Origin of the sequence: Nonomuraea sp. C10 (genome assembly GCF_008017515.1) — a bacterium.
Lineage (GTDB): Bacteria > Actinomycetota > Actinomycetes > Streptosporangiales > Streptosporangiaceae > Nonomuraea > Nonomuraea ferruginea.
The window spans coordinates 309,060-323,761 of the sequence record NZ_VPFF01000003.1; the positions used below are offsets into that span (position 1 = coordinate 309,060).

18 protein-coding genes are annotated in these 14,702 nt (G+C 70.6%); 8 read left to right on the forward strand and 10 right to left on the reverse strand.

Annotated features, from left to right (window positions below; genetic code table 11):
- Positions 1–35 precede the first annotated feature (35 nt).
- Positions 36–875, forward strand: coding sequence for a glycosyltransferase family 2 protein (locus tag FR742_RS32900; RefSeq protein ID WP_148035217.1), 840 nt, complete (start codon positions 36–38; stop codon positions 873–875).
- On the opposite strand, the gene FR742_RS32905 is transcribed toward FR742_RS32900, so the two are convergent.
- The 3 genes from FR742_RS32905 to FR742_RS32915 are packed head-to-tail and all read right to left on the reverse strand — an operon-like array spanning position 758 to position 3,197.
- Positions 758–1,294, reverse strand: coding sequence for a GtrA family protein (locus FR742_RS32905; RefSeq protein WP_148035218.1), 537 nt, complete (start codon positions 1,292–1,294; stop codon positions 758–760). The two genes, FR742_RS32900 and FR742_RS32905, sit on opposite strands and share 118 nt — an antisense overlap.
- Complete coding sequence (locus FR742_RS32910) at positions 1,291–2,037, reverse strand: bifunctional 2-polyprenyl-6-hydroxyphenol methylase/3-demethylubiquinol 3-O-methyltransferase UbiG (RefSeq protein ID WP_148035219.1); 747 nt, start codon at positions 2,035–2,037, stop codon at positions 1,291–1,293. Before FR742_RS32910 ends, FR742_RS32905 begins: the two co-directional genes overlap by 4 nt.
- Positions 2,034–3,197 (reverse strand): NAD-dependent epimerase/dehydratase family protein, encoded by a 1,164-nt coding sequence (locus tag FR742_RS32915; RefSeq protein ID WP_148035220.1) that lies wholly within the window; start codon positions 3,195–3,197, stop codon positions 2,034–2,036. The genes FR742_RS32910 and FR742_RS32915 overlap by 4 nt, the downstream gene beginning before the upstream one ends.
- Before the next feature lie 275 nt (positions 3,198–3,472).
- Between FR742_RS32915 and FR742_RS32920 the strand changes: the two genes are divergently transcribed.
- The 6 genes from FR742_RS32920 (at position 3,473) to FR742_RS32945 (ending at position 8,497) form a co-directional block, all read left to right on the forward strand.
- A complete protein-coding gene (locus FR742_RS32920) occupies positions 3,473–4,705 on the forward strand; it encodes an ABC transporter substrate-binding protein (RefSeq protein WP_148035221.1) in 1,233 nt (410 codons plus the stop codon).
- A complete protein-coding gene (locus FR742_RS32925) occupies positions 4,702–5,646 on the forward strand; it encodes a branched-chain amino acid ABC transporter permease (protein WP_148035222.1) in 945 nt (314 codons plus the stop codon). Before FR742_RS32920 ends, FR742_RS32925 begins: the two co-directional genes overlap by 4 nt.
- Positions 5,643–6,620, forward strand: a complete 978-nt coding sequence (locus FR742_RS32930; protein ID WP_222709219.1) for a branched-chain amino acid ABC transporter permease — start codon at positions 5,643–5,645, stop codon at positions 6,618–6,620. Before FR742_RS32925 ends, FR742_RS32930 begins: the two co-directional genes overlap by 4 nt.
- Entirely contained in the window at positions 6,617–7,345 is a 729-nt protein-coding gene (locus tag FR742_RS32935) for an ABC transporter ATP-binding protein (protein WP_148035224.1), read from the forward strand. The genes FR742_RS32930 and FR742_RS32935 overlap by 4 nt, the downstream gene beginning before the upstream one ends.
- Positions 7,332–8,012, forward strand: coding sequence for an ABC transporter ATP-binding protein (locus FR742_RS32940; protein ID WP_148037107.1), 681 nt, complete (start codon positions 7,332–7,334; stop codon positions 8,010–8,012). Before FR742_RS32935 ends, FR742_RS32940 begins: the two co-directional genes overlap by 14 nt.
- 98 nt (positions 8,013–8,110) lie before the next feature.
- Complete coding sequence (locus tag FR742_RS32945) at positions 8,111–8,497, forward strand: cellulose binding domain-containing protein (RefSeq protein ID WP_148035225.1); 387 nt, start codon at positions 8,111–8,113, stop codon at positions 8,495–8,497.
- Positions 8,498–8,507: 10 nt separating this feature from the next.
- On the opposite strand, the gene FR742_RS32950 is transcribed toward FR742_RS32945, so the two are convergent.
- The 3 genes from FR742_RS32950 to helR form a co-directional block, all read right to left on the reverse strand.
- On the reverse strand, positions 8,508–8,798 hold the full coding sequence (locus FR742_RS32950; RefSeq protein ID WP_148035226.1) for a DUF3817 domain-containing protein: 291 nt from the start codon (positions 8,796–8,798) through the stop codon (positions 8,508–8,510).
- A gap of 58 nt (positions 8,799–8,856) precedes the next feature.
- Positions 8,857–9,411, reverse strand: a complete 555-nt coding sequence (locus FR742_RS32955) for a dihydrofolate reductase family protein (protein WP_148035227.1) — start codon at positions 9,409–9,411, stop codon at positions 8,857–8,859.
- Positions 9,412–9,572: 161 nt separating this feature from the next.
- Positions 9,573–11,741: an RNA polymerase recycling motor ATPase HelR gene (gene helR, locus FR742_RS32960; RefSeq protein WP_148035228.1), complete on the reverse strand. Its 2,169-nt coding sequence runs from the start codon at positions 11,739–11,741 to the stop codon at positions 9,573–9,575.
- Between the two features lie 285 nt (positions 11,742–12,026).
- On the opposite strand from helR, the gene FR742_RS32965 reads away from it, so the two are divergent.
- Entirely contained in the window at positions 12,027–12,680 is a 654-nt protein-coding gene (locus tag FR742_RS32965; RefSeq protein ID WP_148035229.1) for a DUF998 domain-containing protein, read from the forward strand.
- Positions 12,681–12,732: 52 nt separating this feature from the next.
- On the opposite strand, the gene FR742_RS32970 is transcribed toward FR742_RS32965, so the two are convergent.
- The 4 genes from FR742_RS32970 to FR742_RS32985 all read right to left on the reverse strand — a co-directional run bounded on the left by FR742_RS32970 (position 12,733) and on the right by FR742_RS32985 (position 14,694).
- On the reverse strand, positions 12,733–13,293 hold the full coding sequence (locus tag FR742_RS32970) for a fasciclin domain-containing protein (RefSeq protein ID WP_148035230.1): 561 nt from the start codon (positions 13,291–13,293) through the stop codon (positions 12,733–12,735).
- Between the two features lie 168 nt (positions 13,294–13,461).
- The gene (locus FR742_RS32975) at positions 13,462–13,893 is read right to left on the reverse strand and encodes an SRPBCC domain-containing protein (RefSeq protein WP_148035231.1); all 432 of its coding nucleotides are present in this window, start codon (positions 13,891–13,893) and stop codon (positions 13,462–13,464) included.
- A 19-nt stretch (positions 13,894–13,912) separates the two neighbouring features.
- Entirely contained in the window at positions 13,913–14,254 is a 342-nt protein-coding gene (locus FR742_RS32980) for a winged helix-turn-helix domain-containing protein (RefSeq protein ID WP_148035232.1), read from the reverse strand.
- Positions 14,251–14,694, reverse strand: a complete 444-nt coding sequence (locus tag FR742_RS32985; protein WP_148035233.1) for an SRPBCC family protein — start codon at positions 14,692–14,694, stop codon at positions 14,251–14,253. The genes FR742_RS32980 and FR742_RS32985 overlap by 4 nt, the downstream gene beginning before the upstream one ends.
- Positions 14,695–14,702 lie beyond the last annotated feature (8 nt).

Consider the following 14,702-nt stretch of genomic DNA (forward strand, 5'->3'; position numbering starts at 1 on the left):
TCTGCGGCTAAAAGCGACAAACCGGAGGAAGACGCATGACGAGCCCGGAGACACCGGTGGACATCGACGCCGCCGCGATGGCGGAGTTCACCTCGCAATACGGCTCGGACCTGCCTCCCGTCGCGATCGTCATCGCCGCGTACAACGAAGAGCGCAGCATCGGCGCCACGGTGAACGGCATCCCGGCGGTCGTCGACGGGATGGAGACCGCGACCATCGTGGTCGTCGACGGCTCCACCGACCGCACGGCGGCCGAGGCGCGCAAGGCCGGGGCCATGGTCTGCGACGTCCCCGCGAACCGCGGGCAGGGCGCCGCGCTGCGGCTCGGCTACCGTCTGGCCCGCGAGAGCGGCGCCCGCTACATCGTGACCACCGACGCCGACGGGCAGTACGACCCGGCCGACATCAAGCGGGTGCTCGCCCCGGTGCTGCGCGGGGAGGCCGACTTCGCAACCGGTTCCCGCGTGCTGGGGCGGCAGGAGACCCACGACAGGGTCCGCCGCCTCGGCGTGCACGTGTTCGCGTTCCTGATCAGCCGGTTCACCGGCCAGCGGATCACCGACACCTCGTTCGGCCTGCGGGCGATGCGGGCGGAGGTCACCGGGGCGGTCACCCTCACCCAGCCGCAGTACCAGTCGTCCGAGCTGCTGATCGGTGTGATCTCGCGGGGGTTCCGGGTCGTGGAGGTGCCGGCCACCATGCGACTGCGCGCGGCCGGCACCACCAAGAAGGGCGGCAACCTCGTCTACGGCTACCGCTACTCGCGGGTCGTGCTCGGGACCTGGCTCCGTGAGCGCCGCCGGCCGGCTTCGTCGCCCTCCTCTGCGGGCTCGGCGCCCTCCTCACCCGAGCGGGTGTCGGCGAAGACGAAGTAGTGGAACAGGAAGAACTTCGCCACGAACAGCAGCCCGTAGATCCCCAGGAAAACGGCCCCCACGAAGATCACCCGGGGGCCGTCGGTGTCGAAGATCTGGTGTCCCACCCGGTCGGCGACCCCGGTGCCCCATGACGCGATGACCAGCCCCACCACTGCGGTCAGCCAGTACGGGAGCAGCTCGCGCAGCGGCTTGGGCCGGCCGCGCAGCTTCCAGGCCCACCACCGGTTGAGCACGTAGTTGACGACGGCGCCGAGCCCCCACGCGACCACGGAGGCGGCCGACGGGCCGAGAAGCTCCAGCCCGTAGACCGTCAGCAGCGTGATCTCGCTGACCACGCCCGCCACCACCGAACCGATCGCGTAGCGCCCGAAGATGCGCGGGAGAGCTCCCCGTAGAAGACGACGAACCTGGATCACGACGCCGCGTGCCCCCGGTTGCCGGGCACCCGGAAGACGCCGAGGATCGACTGGCCGAACGGGATCGGCAGAACCCGGTCGAGCACCCGGGTGACCGGGACCAGGACCTTGTCGTACAGGCCGACGGCGCCCGCCTTGGGCGAGCCCGCCTTGCCCAGCCGCACCGCGGCCCACCAGGCGATCCCGCCCAGCAGGTTGACCGGGCGAGACAGCTCCACCTCCAGCCCGGCGCGCACTGCGGCGTCCCTGAGCGTGGCCGGGGTGTAGCGGCGGAAGTGACCGACCTTGCGGTCGAAGTCGCCGTACAGGCTCTGGTAGGCGGGCACCCACAGCACGAGCGTGCCGCCCGGGGTGACCGAGCGGCCGAGGAGGGTGAGGAGGGCGGCGTCGTCCTCGAAGTGCTCCAGCACGTTGATGGCGATCGCGGTCTCGACCGGGCGGTCCAGGCTGGCTCCGCAGGCGAGGTCGAACTGGGCCGCCTCCACCTCGCCGCGGCCGGCGAAGCGGGCCTTCATCACCTTGACCGCGTCGGGGTCGACGTCGGTGACCACGAGCCGGTCCAGGCCGGTGAACTGGCTGGCGAACTCGCCCAGCCCGGCCCCCACCTCCAGCACGCTGCGCCCGCAGTGGGGGGCGATCAGGTCGAACTGGTAGCGGCGGTAGCGCGGCTTGTCGTGGCCGCCTTCCTCCCGCTCCGCGGTGCGGCCCGTGGCCCGGGCGAACGCGCCTTCCTCAGCGCTCACCGCCTCTCTCCGCCCAGGGCGCCGCGCCAGTCGACCCGGGGCTGCATGGCGTCGAGGTCGACCCGCTCGGCGTAGCGCTTGGTCACGTCGAACAGCGAGGTGATCAGCGTGTCGGAGAGCAGGTGGGGTTCGAGGCCGAGCTCCACCAGGCCGCTGTGGACGACCTTGTAGTAGTGCTCCTCCTTCTCGACCCTGGGGTTGTCGAGGTTGTTGATCGTCACCTCGTCGGGGAAGCTCCGCGCGACGGTCTCGGCGATGTCGGCGACCGACATGGACTCGGTCATCTGGTTGAACACGCGGAACTCGCCGCGGTCGGCCGGGGTTTCGCAGGCGAGCTGGATGCAGCGGACGGTGTCGCGGATGTCGATGATGCCCCGCGTCTGGCCGCCCTTGCCGTAGACGGTGAGGGGGTGGCCGAGCACCGCCTGGACGACGAACCTGTTGAGGACCGTGCCGAACACCGCGTCGTAGTCGAACCTGGTGGCGAGCCGGTCGTCGAGCGCGGTCTCCGGGGTCTGCTGGCCGTACACGACGCCCTGGTTGAGGTCGGTCGCGCGCAGGCCCCAGATCCGGCAGGCGAACTCCATGTTGTGGCTGTCGTGCACCTTCGACAGATGGTAGAACGACCCCGGCCGCTTGGGGTAGAGCACCCGGTCCTTGCGCCCCTTGTGCTCGACCTCCAGCCAGCCTTCCTCGATGTCGATGTTGGGGGTGCCGTACTCGCCCATGGTGCCGAGCTTGACCAGGTGGATCTCGGGGTCGATCTCGGCGATGGCGTAGAGCACGTTCAGCGTGCCCGCCACGTTGTTGACCTGCGTGTAGACGGCATGCTTGCGGTCGATCATCGAGTAGGGGGCGGCCCGCTGCTCGGCGAAGTGGACCACGGCGTCCGGACGGAAGTCGCGGATCATGTCGTAGGTGAAGTCCGCCTCCATCAGGTCGCCGATGTACGCCTGGATGGTCTTGCCGGTCAGCCGGTGCCAGGTGGAAATCCTGGTTTGCAGGGATTCGATCGGCACCAGGCTTTCCACGCCGAGCTCGAAGTCGTACTGCCGCCGGGCGAAGTTATCGGCGACGGCGACCTCGTGCCCGGTCTGAGAGAGGTGGAGGGCGGTGGGCCAGCCAAGATAGCCGTCACCACCGAGGACCAGAATCCGCATTGACCTGACTTTCTCACTGTGCGACAAGTTCGGGGACATTAATACGCCTATGGGGGTGTATCACACCTAGATGTCAGAGTGTTCCCCCTGCTGTATCCATCACACTCGTACCACATCACCGGTCCTAACCTTCCCGTCTTGCGCCACTTCACAGCAGGTTGACAGGCGCTGGATCAACGGGACAAGTCGCTTGACCGCGACGCGCGCCTGCTGCCAACATCAGCGAAACAGCGTTCCAGAAGATGGAACCGAGGCAACCCCCCGAGGACGACGCCATGCGTATCAAGTCCTGTATCGCCATCGGCACGCTCCTGACTCTCTCCCTGACGGCCTGCGGCGGCTCGGCTCCCGGCGGGGCCGCCCCGGCCTCGCCGGACGCGTCGGGCACCATCAAGATCGGCTCCATCCACCCCCTCACCGGCGCCCTGGCCTTCGACGGCCAGCAGATGTCCAAGGCGATCAAACTCGCCGCCAAGGCGATCAACGACTCCGGCGGCATCAAGTCGCTCGGCGGCGCGAAGCTGGAGATCCTGGACGCCGACAGCCAGGGCAAGCCCGAGATCGGCCAGAGCGAGGCGCAGCGCCTCACCCAGGCGGGCGCCGTGGCGCTCGTCGGGCCCTACCAGAGCGCGGTCGCCGCCCAGGTCGCCACGGTGGCCGAGCGGAACAAGGTGCCGTTCGTCATCGACGTCGCCTCCGCCGACGACATACTCAAGCAGGGTTACACCTATACCTTCCGGCTCCAGCCCTCCTCCGACACCCTCGGCAGGTACGGCGCGCGCTACCTGAAGGACCTGGCCGACCGCACCGGGCAGCAGATCACCAAGGTCGCCTACTTGCACGAGCAGACCGACTACGGATCCTCCACGTACGAGTCGTTCACCGACGAGGCGGCCGAGCTCGGCCTCCAGGTCGGCCCGCGGATCACCTACGACGCGCTCAAGGCCGCCGACCTGACCACCGAGCTCACCAAGGTCAAGGCCGCCGGGGTCGACGCGCTCGCGGTCACCGGCTACTACCGCGACGGCCTGCTCACCGCCAAGGCCATCGCGTCGGTCCAGCCCGGCGTGAAGATCGTGCTCGGCGTCTCGCACGGCGCCTTCAGCTCGCCCGTCTTCCCGCGCGACGGGGGCGCCGCCGCGGAGGGCGTCTACGACTCCAACTTCAACTACGACGCCACCAAGCCGGAGTCGAAGGCGATCCTCGACGCCTTCCAGGCCGAGTACGGCGAGGAACTGCGTTTCATCCCCTTCACCTCGTACGAGTGCGTCAGGCTCGTGGCCGCGGCCCTGGAGAAGGCGGCCAGCCGGGACCCGGCGAAGATCCGTGAGGCGCTCGCCGGGATCTCCTTCGACACGCTGATGGCGTTCGACGGCCCTGTCCAGTTCGACGAGTCCGGGCAGAACGAGAACGCCACCCCGATCGTCCTGCAAGTCCAGGACGGCAAGGTCGTTCCGGTGCACCCCGCGGCCAAGGCCGTGGCCGAGCCGAGGCCCGCCGCGGAGTGAACCACCTGATCTCGCGCGCCGGCCTGGGCATCCTCGTGGCGGTGGCCGTGGTCGCGGGCGCGTGGGCCCGCTCGGGCAGCGGATCGGTCACCGCCCAGGCGGTGCTGACCGGTCTGCTGCTCGGCGGGGTCTACGCGCTGGTCGCGATGGGCCTGACGCTGATCTTCGGGGTGCTCGACATCGTCAACTTCGCGCACGGCGCCTTCATGACGCTGGGGATGTACGCCACCGCGCTGCTCGCGACCGGCGCCGGGCTGAACCCCTACCTGTCGCTGCTGGTGAGCGTGCCGCTGCTGTTCGGCCTCGGCTACGTCGTGCAGCGCCACCTGGTGAGCCGGACCATGGGCGGCTCGCTCGCCGCGCAGCTCCTGCTGACCCTGGGCATCGCGATGCTGCTGGAGAACGCCCTGCTGCTGGCCTTCTCCGGCGACACCAGGACGGTCGCGGTCTCCTTCGACACCCCGCTGCGCGTCCTCGGCGCGGTGGCCGACCTCAGCAGGGTGCTGGCGTTCGCCGGCGCGATGGGGCTGGCCGGGGCGGTGTGGCTTGTGCTGACGAGGACCAGGCTGGGCACCGCGATCCGGGCGGTGGCCGCCAACCCGGAGGGCGCCTCGCTGGTGGGGCTCGACGTGCGGCGGCTGCACGCGCTGACGTTCGCCGCCGGCACGGCCTGCGCCGGGGCCGCGGGGACGCTCGTGACGCCGCTCGTCACCGTCGAGCCGACCGCCGGTGAGCTGTTCAACATCATCGGGTTCGTCGTCGTGGTGCTCGGCGGTCTGGGCAGCGTTCCCGGGGCGGTGGCGGGCGGGCTGATCGTCGGCCTGACCGAGCAGCTCGGCGGCATCTACCTGCCGGGGCAGAGCCCGCTGCTGGCGGTGTTCGCGGTGTTCGTGCTCGTCCTGCTCTGGCGCCCGCAGGGCCTGTTCGGGAGGCCGGCGTGATCAGAAGGCTCGTCGTGCTCGCGGCGATCGGCGTGGCCCTCGCCCCGCTGCCCCTGCTGCTGCCGCCCGCGCAGGAGGCGGTCGCCGTCCGCGCCCTGATGTTCGCGATGATGGCCGTGGCCTGGAACCTGATGAGCGGGTTCGGCGGCCTGTTCAGCTTCGGGCACGCCGCCTACTTCGGACTGGGCGCCTACACCACCGCGCTGCTGACCGTCGAGCTGGGGCTCTCGCCGTGGCTCGGGCTGCTCGCCGGGATGGCGGTGGCCGGCTTGTTCGGCGTCGTCACCGGCTATCTGGCGGTCCGCTACCGGCTGAAGGGCGCCTACTTCGCGCTGGCCACCTTCGCCTTCGCGGAGATGCTCAGGCTGGCGGCGCTGAACTCCGAGCTCGTGGGCGGCGCGGTTGGACTCACCCTGCCCGTCACCGGCGAGCAGGGGTGGTGGACGCTCCGGTTCGACGTCGGCGACCCCGCGTACTTCTGGGTCGCGCTGCTGCTCACGCTCGCGTGCGTGGCGACGGTGATCGTGCTGCTCGGCAGCAGGGCGGGGCTGAACCTGGTGGCCGTGCGCGAGGACGAGACGGCCGCCGCGGCCGCCGGGGTCGCGGTGGTCCGCCACAAGATCCTGGCCATCGGCGTCTCCGCCGCGCTCACCTCGGTCGCCGGCGGCTTCTACGCCGTCTACTACCTGTTCGTCAGCCCGGACCTCGCCTTCGGGCCGTCGGTGTCGATCCAGGCCATCCTGCCCGCGGTGATCGGCGGCGTCGGCACGGTGTGGGGGCCGCTGATCGGCGCGGCGGTGCTGGCCCCGCTGTCGGACGTGGCCGCGACGGTGGTCCGCACGCCGCCCGAGTTCCTCTCCTTCCTCCAGGGCCGCAGCGGGCTCGACGTGATCATGTACGCCGTGCTCCTGATCGTCGTGGTCCTGGCCATGCCACGCGGTCTGTACGGCGGCTTCGCCAGGAGGTCGCGATGATCCTGCGCATGGAGGCGGTGAGCAAGGCGTTCGGCGGCCTGCGCGCGCTGGACGCGGTGACGTTCGAGGTCGAGCGGGGCACCATCCACGCGGTCATCGGGCCCAACGGCGCGGGCAAGACCACGCTGTTCTCGGTGATCTCCGGCGAGCAGCGGCCGGAGAGCGGCCGGATCCTGTTCGACGGCCAGGACGTCACCGCCCGGCCCGCCCATCTGCGCGCCAGAGCCGGTCTGGTCCGCACGTTCCAGCTCACCCGGCCCTTCCCCGCCCTGTCCGTCCTCGACAACGTGACCGTGGCCGCCGGCGCGCACCTCCGCACCAGGAAGGAGGCCGTCGCCGCCGCGACCGGGACGATCGAGAGGATCGGGCTCGGCGCCTACCTGTCGCGGCCCGCCGGGGAGCTGCCGGCCGCCGCGCGCAAGCAGCTGGAGCTGGCCAGGGCGCTGGCGCTCCGGCCGAAGGTGCTGCTGCTGGACGAGGTGCTGGCCGGGCTCACCCCGGCGGAGCGGGAGCCGATGATCACCCTGCTGGGCGAGCTGCGCGCGGAGGGCATGACGCTGGTCCTGGTCGAGCACGTGATGCCGGCGGTGATGCGGCTGGCCGACCGCGTGCTGGTGCTGGATCGCGGGAGCGTGCTCGCCGAGGGGGAGCCCGCGGCGATCGCCCGCGATCCCCGCGTCGTGACCGCCTATCTGGGAGAGGACTCCGATGATGCTCTCGCTTGACGGCGTCGACGCCGGATACGGCGGCCTGCGGGTCCTGCACGGCCTGTCGCTGGAAGTGGCGGCCGGGGAGATCGTCGCGCTCGTCGGGGCCAACGGCGCGGGCAAGTCCACGACACTGCGGGTCGCCTCGGGGCTGCTCAGGCCGACCGCCGGCCGGGTGGTGTTCGACGGGGAGGAACTGTCCGGGCTGCCGGTCCACGCGGTGGTGCGACGCGGGCTCGTCCAGGTCCCCGAGGGCCGCGCGCTGTTCGGCCCGCTCACCGTCGCGGAGAACCTGGCGATGGGCGCCTACCACACGGGCGAGCCCGCCGACCGGGTGCTGGAGCTCTTCCCGAGGCTCGCCGAGCGGCTGGACCAGCGGGCCGACACGATGAGCGGCGGTGAGCAGCAGATGCTGGCCATCGGGCGCGCGCTGATGACCCGGCCCAGACTGCTCATGCTGGACGAGCCGTCGGTCGGGCTGGCCCCTCTCATGGTCCGCGCCGTCTTCGCCGCGCTCGGGCGCATCCGCGAGAGCGGCGTCGCGATCCTGCTGGTGGAGCAGAACGCGGCCCAGGCGCTGGCGCTCGCGGACCGCGCCTACGTCATCGAGAGCGGGGTCATCACCCTGTCGGGCGACAACCTGGCGGGCGACGAACGGGTGCGCCGCGCCTACCTGGGCCTCTGAACTCGTTTCAGCCGGTTTCCCGAGGCATCTCGCCAGCTCATGGATGGATTGCGTGATCGTACGGACCGAAATTTTCGGCTCTTGATTGACTGTTCGTCATGGACAACCCGCACATCGACTGGCTGGCCGCCAGGTCGGCGAGCAAGCGGGGCAACCTCGCCGAGTGGCGTGACTGGCAGACCCCGGCGCTCGGCGGCTCCGGCGACACCACCCCGCCGACCGCCCCCACCGGCCTCGCCGCCTCGTGCACCACGGCCACGGGCACGAGCCTGAGCTGGACGGCCTCGACCGACGACACCGGCCTGGCCGGCCACACGCTGACCGGCTCGTGGAACGGCACCGTCACCACCAGCGGCCAGACCGTGACCATCAGGCACGTCGCCCACAACGGCACCCTCGCCGCCGGAGCCCGCACCACCAGCGTCGGCTTCCAGGTGAGCCGCCCGAGCGGCGACGCCCTGCCGTCCGGCTACACCTGCGCCTGAAGGGCTCGGATCAGGACTGCGTCACCATGCGCGACGCCATGCGGCGCTCGAACCACAGCGAGGTGAACGGCGGCACGGCGCACGCCAGGCCCAGCACCACCGTGCCGCGGCTCCAGCCGGCCTCGCGCGCCGCGAGCACCACCCCGGCCGCGTACAGCACGAACAGCGCTCCGTGGACCGGCCCGAAGATCTTCACCCCGAGCTCGGTGGTATCCGTCACCCACTTGAAGAACATGCCGATCAGCAGCCCTGCCCACGAGCACGCCTCGGCCACCGCAACGATCCTGAACCAGCGCAGCATGCCGCACCCTTTCACCTGGAGGAAGCGCTCACTCTACAGGCTGTAGAGCTGGCCGTGGTCAGGCGCCCTCGGGCTTGTAGACCAGGGACAGCACCCCGGTGGTGAACGTCTGCGACTTGACCAGCTCCAGCGGGATGGCGTCGCCGCCCTCGTCGAACAGCCGCTCGCCCTTGCGGACGGCGATCGGGTGCACCAGCAGGTGCAGCTCGTCCAGCAGCCCGGCGGCCAGCAACTGCCGGACCACCGAGACCGAGCCGCTCATGGCGATCCGGCCGCCCGGCTCGTTCTTCAGCGCGGTCACGCCCTCGATCAGGTCGCCCCGCAGCTGCTCGGAGTTGCGCCAGGTGAACTCCAGCGACTGGCGCGACATCACGATCTTCCGCGCGTCGCCGAGGGTCTTGGCGAAGTCGGCGTCCTCGCCGCCCGCTGCCTCCCGCTCCGGCCACGCGCCCACGAAGCTGTCGTAGGTCTTGCGGCCCACGAGCACGGTGTCGGCCATGCCCTCCGTCACGGCGGCGCCCATCTCCTCGTTGAAGTAGGGGAAGTGCCACTCCGCCGGCTCGTCGATGACGCCGTCGAGGGAGATGAACAGGCTTGCGGTGATCGTCCTCATGACGGTCCTCCGGGGAAGGGGCGGGGCTGTCCGGCCGCGCCGTTCTGTCGTACCGACAGCTTCGCCGGACCTGCTTACGGATCCCTTAAGGCGTCCTGCGGTCCGGCCGTCAGGAGACCGGAAGGGGGGCCGCTTGAGATCCCATAGTGGCGGCCCTGACGTCAGGGGCTCGTGAGGACGACCAGTTGCCGGGTCGCCCTGGTCATCGCGACATAGCGGTCGACCGCTCCTTCGACGCCCTCGCCGAACGCCTGCGGGTCGACCAGGACGACCAGGTCGAACTCGAGCCCCTTCGCCAGCTCCGGGGTCAGCGACCGGACCCGGGACGTCGCCCGGAACGCGGGATCGCCGATGACGCAGGCGGTCCCGTCGGCGTTCGCGGCGAGCCAGCCGTCCAGGATCGAGTCCAGCTCACCCGCGGACCCGTGCGCGACGGGGACGCCGCCGCTCCGGATGGAGGTCGGCACGTTGGCGTCCGGGAGCGCGGCCCTGATGACCGGCTCGGCCTCCGCCATGATCTCCTCCGGCGTCCGGTAGTTGATGGTCAGCGAGGCCAGGCTGACCCGGTCGAGCCCGACCCGCTCCAGCCGCTCCTGCCACGACTCGGTGAACCCGTGCCTGGCCTGGGCGCGGTCCCCGACGATGGTGAAGCTCCTGGACGGGCAGCGGAGCAGCAGCATCTGCCACTCCGCGTCGGTCAGCTCCTGGGCCTCGTCCACGACGACGTGCGCGAACGGGCCGGCGAGCCGGTCCGGTTCGACGCCGGGCAGCATGCTCTCGTCGACCAGGGCGTCCTTGATGTCCTGTCCGTGCAGCATCATCACCGCGCCCTCACCGTCGTCGTCGGCCTCGATCATGTGGTCGACGACCGCGGACATCCGCTCGCGCTCGGCGGCGAGGGTGGCTTCCTGGCGGCGCCTGTGGCGTGACGTCTCCGGGTCGCCGAGCCGCTGCCGGGCCGCGTCCAGCAGCGGCAGGTCGGACACCGTCCAGGCCTGGGCGTCCGCGCGCCGCAGCTTCCGCACCTCGTCGGGGCTGAGCCAGGGGGCGCACATCCGCAGGTAGGCGGGCACGGTCCACAGGTCTCCGACGAGGTCGGCGGCTTCGATGATCGGCCACGCGCGGTTGAAGGTCGTGAGCAGCTTCCGGTTGCGCAGCAGCGACCTTCGGATCAGGTCGGCCGGGGCCTCGACCTCGTGCCTGTCCACCAGGATCGTGAGGAGTTCCTCCCAGATCCGGTCGCGTGCCTCGTTGTGCGGGGTGCCGGGCTCCGGCGCCTCGAACGCCTCGGCCCAGTCGTCGGCGCTCAACCGGACCTCGTCCCAGTCGGTGGTGACCGTCATCTCCTCGGTGGGCGGGTTCTCGTAGAACCTGACGGCCGGCTCGATCGCCTTCACCAGGTCCGCGGACGCCTTCAGTCGGGCCACCTCCGGGTCGGTCTCGACCCCGGCCGCGGCGCCCTCGGCGACGAGGTCCCGCAGGGTGCAGGTCTGCACGCCCTCCTCGCCGAGGCTGGGCAGGACGTCGGACACGTAGGCCAGGTAGGGCTGGTGCGGGCCGACGAACAGCACGCCGCCCCTGCGGTGGCCGAGCCGGGGGTCGGAGTAGAGGAGGTAGGCGGAGCGGTGCAGCGCGACGACGGTCTTCCCCGTGCCGGGACCGCCGTCGACGACGAGGGCGCCACGGGATCCGGCGCGGATGACGGCGTCCTGGTCGGCCTGGATGGTGCCGAGCACGTCGCGCATCCGGCTCGACCGGTTGCCGCCGAGGCTGGCGATGAAGGCGGACTGGTCGTCGAGCGCGGCGTGCCCGTCGAACCCGTCGGAGGTGAAGACCTCGTCCCAGTAGTCGCTGATCCGGCCACGCGTCCAGCGGTACCTGCGGCGGCTCGCCAGGCCCATCGGGTTGGCGTGGGTGGCTCCGAAGAACGGCTCGGCCGCCGGTGAGCGCCAGTCGAGCAGCAGCCGGCGACCCTCGCCGTCCGTCAGGCCGAGCCGTCCGACGTACACGGGCTCGGGGTCGTCCGCGCCGACCATCCGCCCGAGGCACAGGTCGAGACCGAACCTGCGCAGCGCGCGCAGGCGGGCGGACAGCCGGTGGACCTCCAGGTCCCGGTCCAGCGCCGCCCGGCCCTTGCCGCCGGGCGCCTTCCGCGTGGCGTCGAGCCGGTCGGACAGTTCGGCGATCGTCTGCCGGAGGCTCTCCGCGATGGCCGCGAAGTGCCGCTCGTCGCCGGCGATCAAGGCCGGGTCCGCCTTGGGCGCGAGGTTGCCGGGTAGGTCGAACGCGCTGGTGGTCAGCGGGTTCGTGTCAACAGCTCCGAAACGCACGTGCGCCCCCCAAGTTTCCGCAGGTTCTGGCCCCGGCCGACGATTCTGCGGCACGACCCGGGTCTTGCCGCAAGCCCTGGGGTGCGCTATAGGTTGGAAGTGGAAAGGCGCGGATCTTCCCCTTTCCCCTCGTCCGCCGCCTGAGGCGGCTGTCTCGGGCCCTCGCAGGGCCATACCTATCACTGCTCACGGCTGATCGACGTCCTTCTGCCGACCTTGTTGACAAAGAATATTTTTACGTACAAGCTCATTTTTGCAATCAGCCACGACCGATGGAGATCGACCATGTCCTCCGAGACCGCCGTTGACCGGCCACCCCTGCGCACGACCCGCGCCCTGCTCGCCTGCGGAGTGGCCGCGGGGCCGCTGTTCGTCCTGCTGATCGTGGCGCAGGCCATGACCCGCGACGGGTTCGACGCCCGGCGCCACCCGCTCAGCATGCTCAGCCTGGGTGATTACGGCTGGATCCAGACGTTCACCTTCGTGCTCTGCGGGCTGCTGGTGCTGGCGTCCGTCGCCGGTCTGCGCCGTACGCTCCGGCCCGGGACGCCGGGCCGCGCCTGGGGCACCTGGCTCATCGGGGTCTACGGCGCGAGCCTGATCTGGGCCGGCGTCTTCCCCACCGACCCGGCCGAGGGATATCCCGTCGGAACCCCTGACGGCCCCGGCGAGGTCAGCTGGCACGGCATGCTGCACAATCTCGCCCCGGTCGGGATGGGCCTCGCGCTGAGCGTGGCGTGCCTGGTGTTCGCCCGCCGGTTCGCCCGCGCCGGTCAGCGTGGCTGGGCTCTCTACAGCGTCCTGGCACCGGTGGCCTACCTCGTCCTGGGGTTCGCCGCGTTCCCCGCGCAGGACTTCCGCCTGATGGTCGTCGGCGGCGCGGCCATCTGGACCTGGGCGGCCGCGCTGTGCCTGAGGTCGATGCCGACCGGAAGATGAGGCGCACGCGGCGCGAGACCGCGCCGCGTGCACCGTGGGCGTCTGTCCTGCCCTACTGGGGCATCAGGACCTTGTCGATGACCTGGACGGTGGCGTTACGCGTGGGCACGTCGGCGCAGACCACCTTCGCGTCGTTGACCGTGATCTCCTCACCGGAGGCCTTCGCCGTCAGGTCACCGCCCTGAAGGGTGGTGAGCGGCGCGCCCTCCAGGTCGGCGGCCATGTGCTTCCCTTGGACGACGTGGTACTGGAGAACCTTGGTGAGCTCTTCCTTGTTCGCCATGAGCTGGTCCAGCTGCTCCTTCGGGACAGCCTGGAACGCCTCGTTGGTGGGCGCGAACACGGTGATGTCCTCGGCGGAGTTCAGCTTCTCTGTGAGGCCGGCCTCCTCGACCGCCTTGGCCAGCGTGGAGAGCTCCGGCACCTGGGTGAGTGCGGTCCCGACCGGCTTGTCGGCGATGTCCTTGAGGCTGCCCTCGATGGCCGCGCACCCCGGGCCTGACGGGCTGCCTCCGTTCGTGGGCTGGGGCGCGGGCGAGGTGACGGACGCGCCGGCGGTACCCGTCACGGTGGCGGCCAGTGTCATGGCCGCGGCGATGAGCAAGTGCTTCACGATGGTCCCCCTGAGATCCTTGGGACCCGCCCGACGGCGGAGCCCGTATGGCGTGCCCGAGATTCCGGACCACGGATTCCCTGATCTCCAGTGTTGAGGAGCTCCGGCCACGGCCAAGTCACATAGCGCTCAAACGGGGACAAAAGGGGCGTTACTCCCTTTTGGCAGTCAGTTCCAGTTGTCGATCTTCACGTCGTCGGGGGCGGGGGCGCCCTTCCCGGTTTCGACCAGCGACTTCAGGCTCATGAGGAAGACCGCCCACTTGGTGCTGCAGTGGTGCATGAACTCCACCGGCTCCTTCCAGCCCGCGTGCTTGAAGAGGATGACGGTGTAGTCGCCGGCCCGATCGAGGTCCCAGCCGACGTGCGTGCCGATCCACTCCTCGGGCCCGCCGACCACCTCCCACAGCACGCGCTCGCCGGGGCGGGCGTCGAGGACCTTCATGTCGAACCCGTCGGTCCCGAACCTGAACCGGAGCACGTCGCCTTCGCCCCGGGTGTCGGCCGTCCACCAGCCGGCGAGCCCTTCGACGGTGGTCAGGGCCGCATAGACGTCGGCCGCCGGCGCCTTGATCCCCACTCTGTGCAAGATGTCTGCCATTGCCGGTCCTTCCATCGATTCACTGGTGATCTTTTTCGCGCTGGATCGTCTCGGCGATCCGCTTGATGCGCCGGAGCCTGGCGTCCCACGCCGCCCCCACCGAGGACAGCTGGGCCACGGCGCGGGCGAGCTGCGCCTCGTCCACCCGGTATCTCTTCTCCCGCCCGGCGGGCGCCGCGTGGACGAGGCCGGCGCGGTCGAGGACGACGAGGTGTTTCGCGATGGCCTGCCGCGTAACGGGCAGCCGCTCGCTGAGACTGGTGGCGGTGCCGCTGCCGTCGGCCAGGAGCAGGTCGAGCATCCGCCGACGGGTCGGGTCACCGACCGCGGACCACAGGTCGTCGTCGACGGCGGCGGTCATGGAGCCGACACCAGGCGCGCCGCGTACGCGCCGAGCCGGGGAACGAAGGTGTCCCAGCCCTCGACGTGCTCGCGGTACATCTGAGCCAGCTTGGCGGCCTCCCAGCCCATCTCCCGGAACCCGGTCTCGGTGAGCCGGATCCTCGTGCCCGTGCCCGACGGGGTGAGCTCGAAGGTGACCAGCAGGGATTCGGCAGCCTTGCCGTCGGGATAGCACCAGCGGAACGAGAACAGCCGGGGCGGCTCCACCTGGACCACGGTCATCGGGGAGACGACCGCCCTGTCACCCCAGACGAACTCCCCGACGGCACCGGGAGCCGCCTCGAAGTCGGCGTCGTCCGTCCACCACTGCGCGATGTGCTCGGGACGGCTGACGACCTCGAAGACCACCTCGGGCGAGGCGTCGACGTGGATCTCCCGTTCGATGCTGCCGTACTCCATACGCCCGC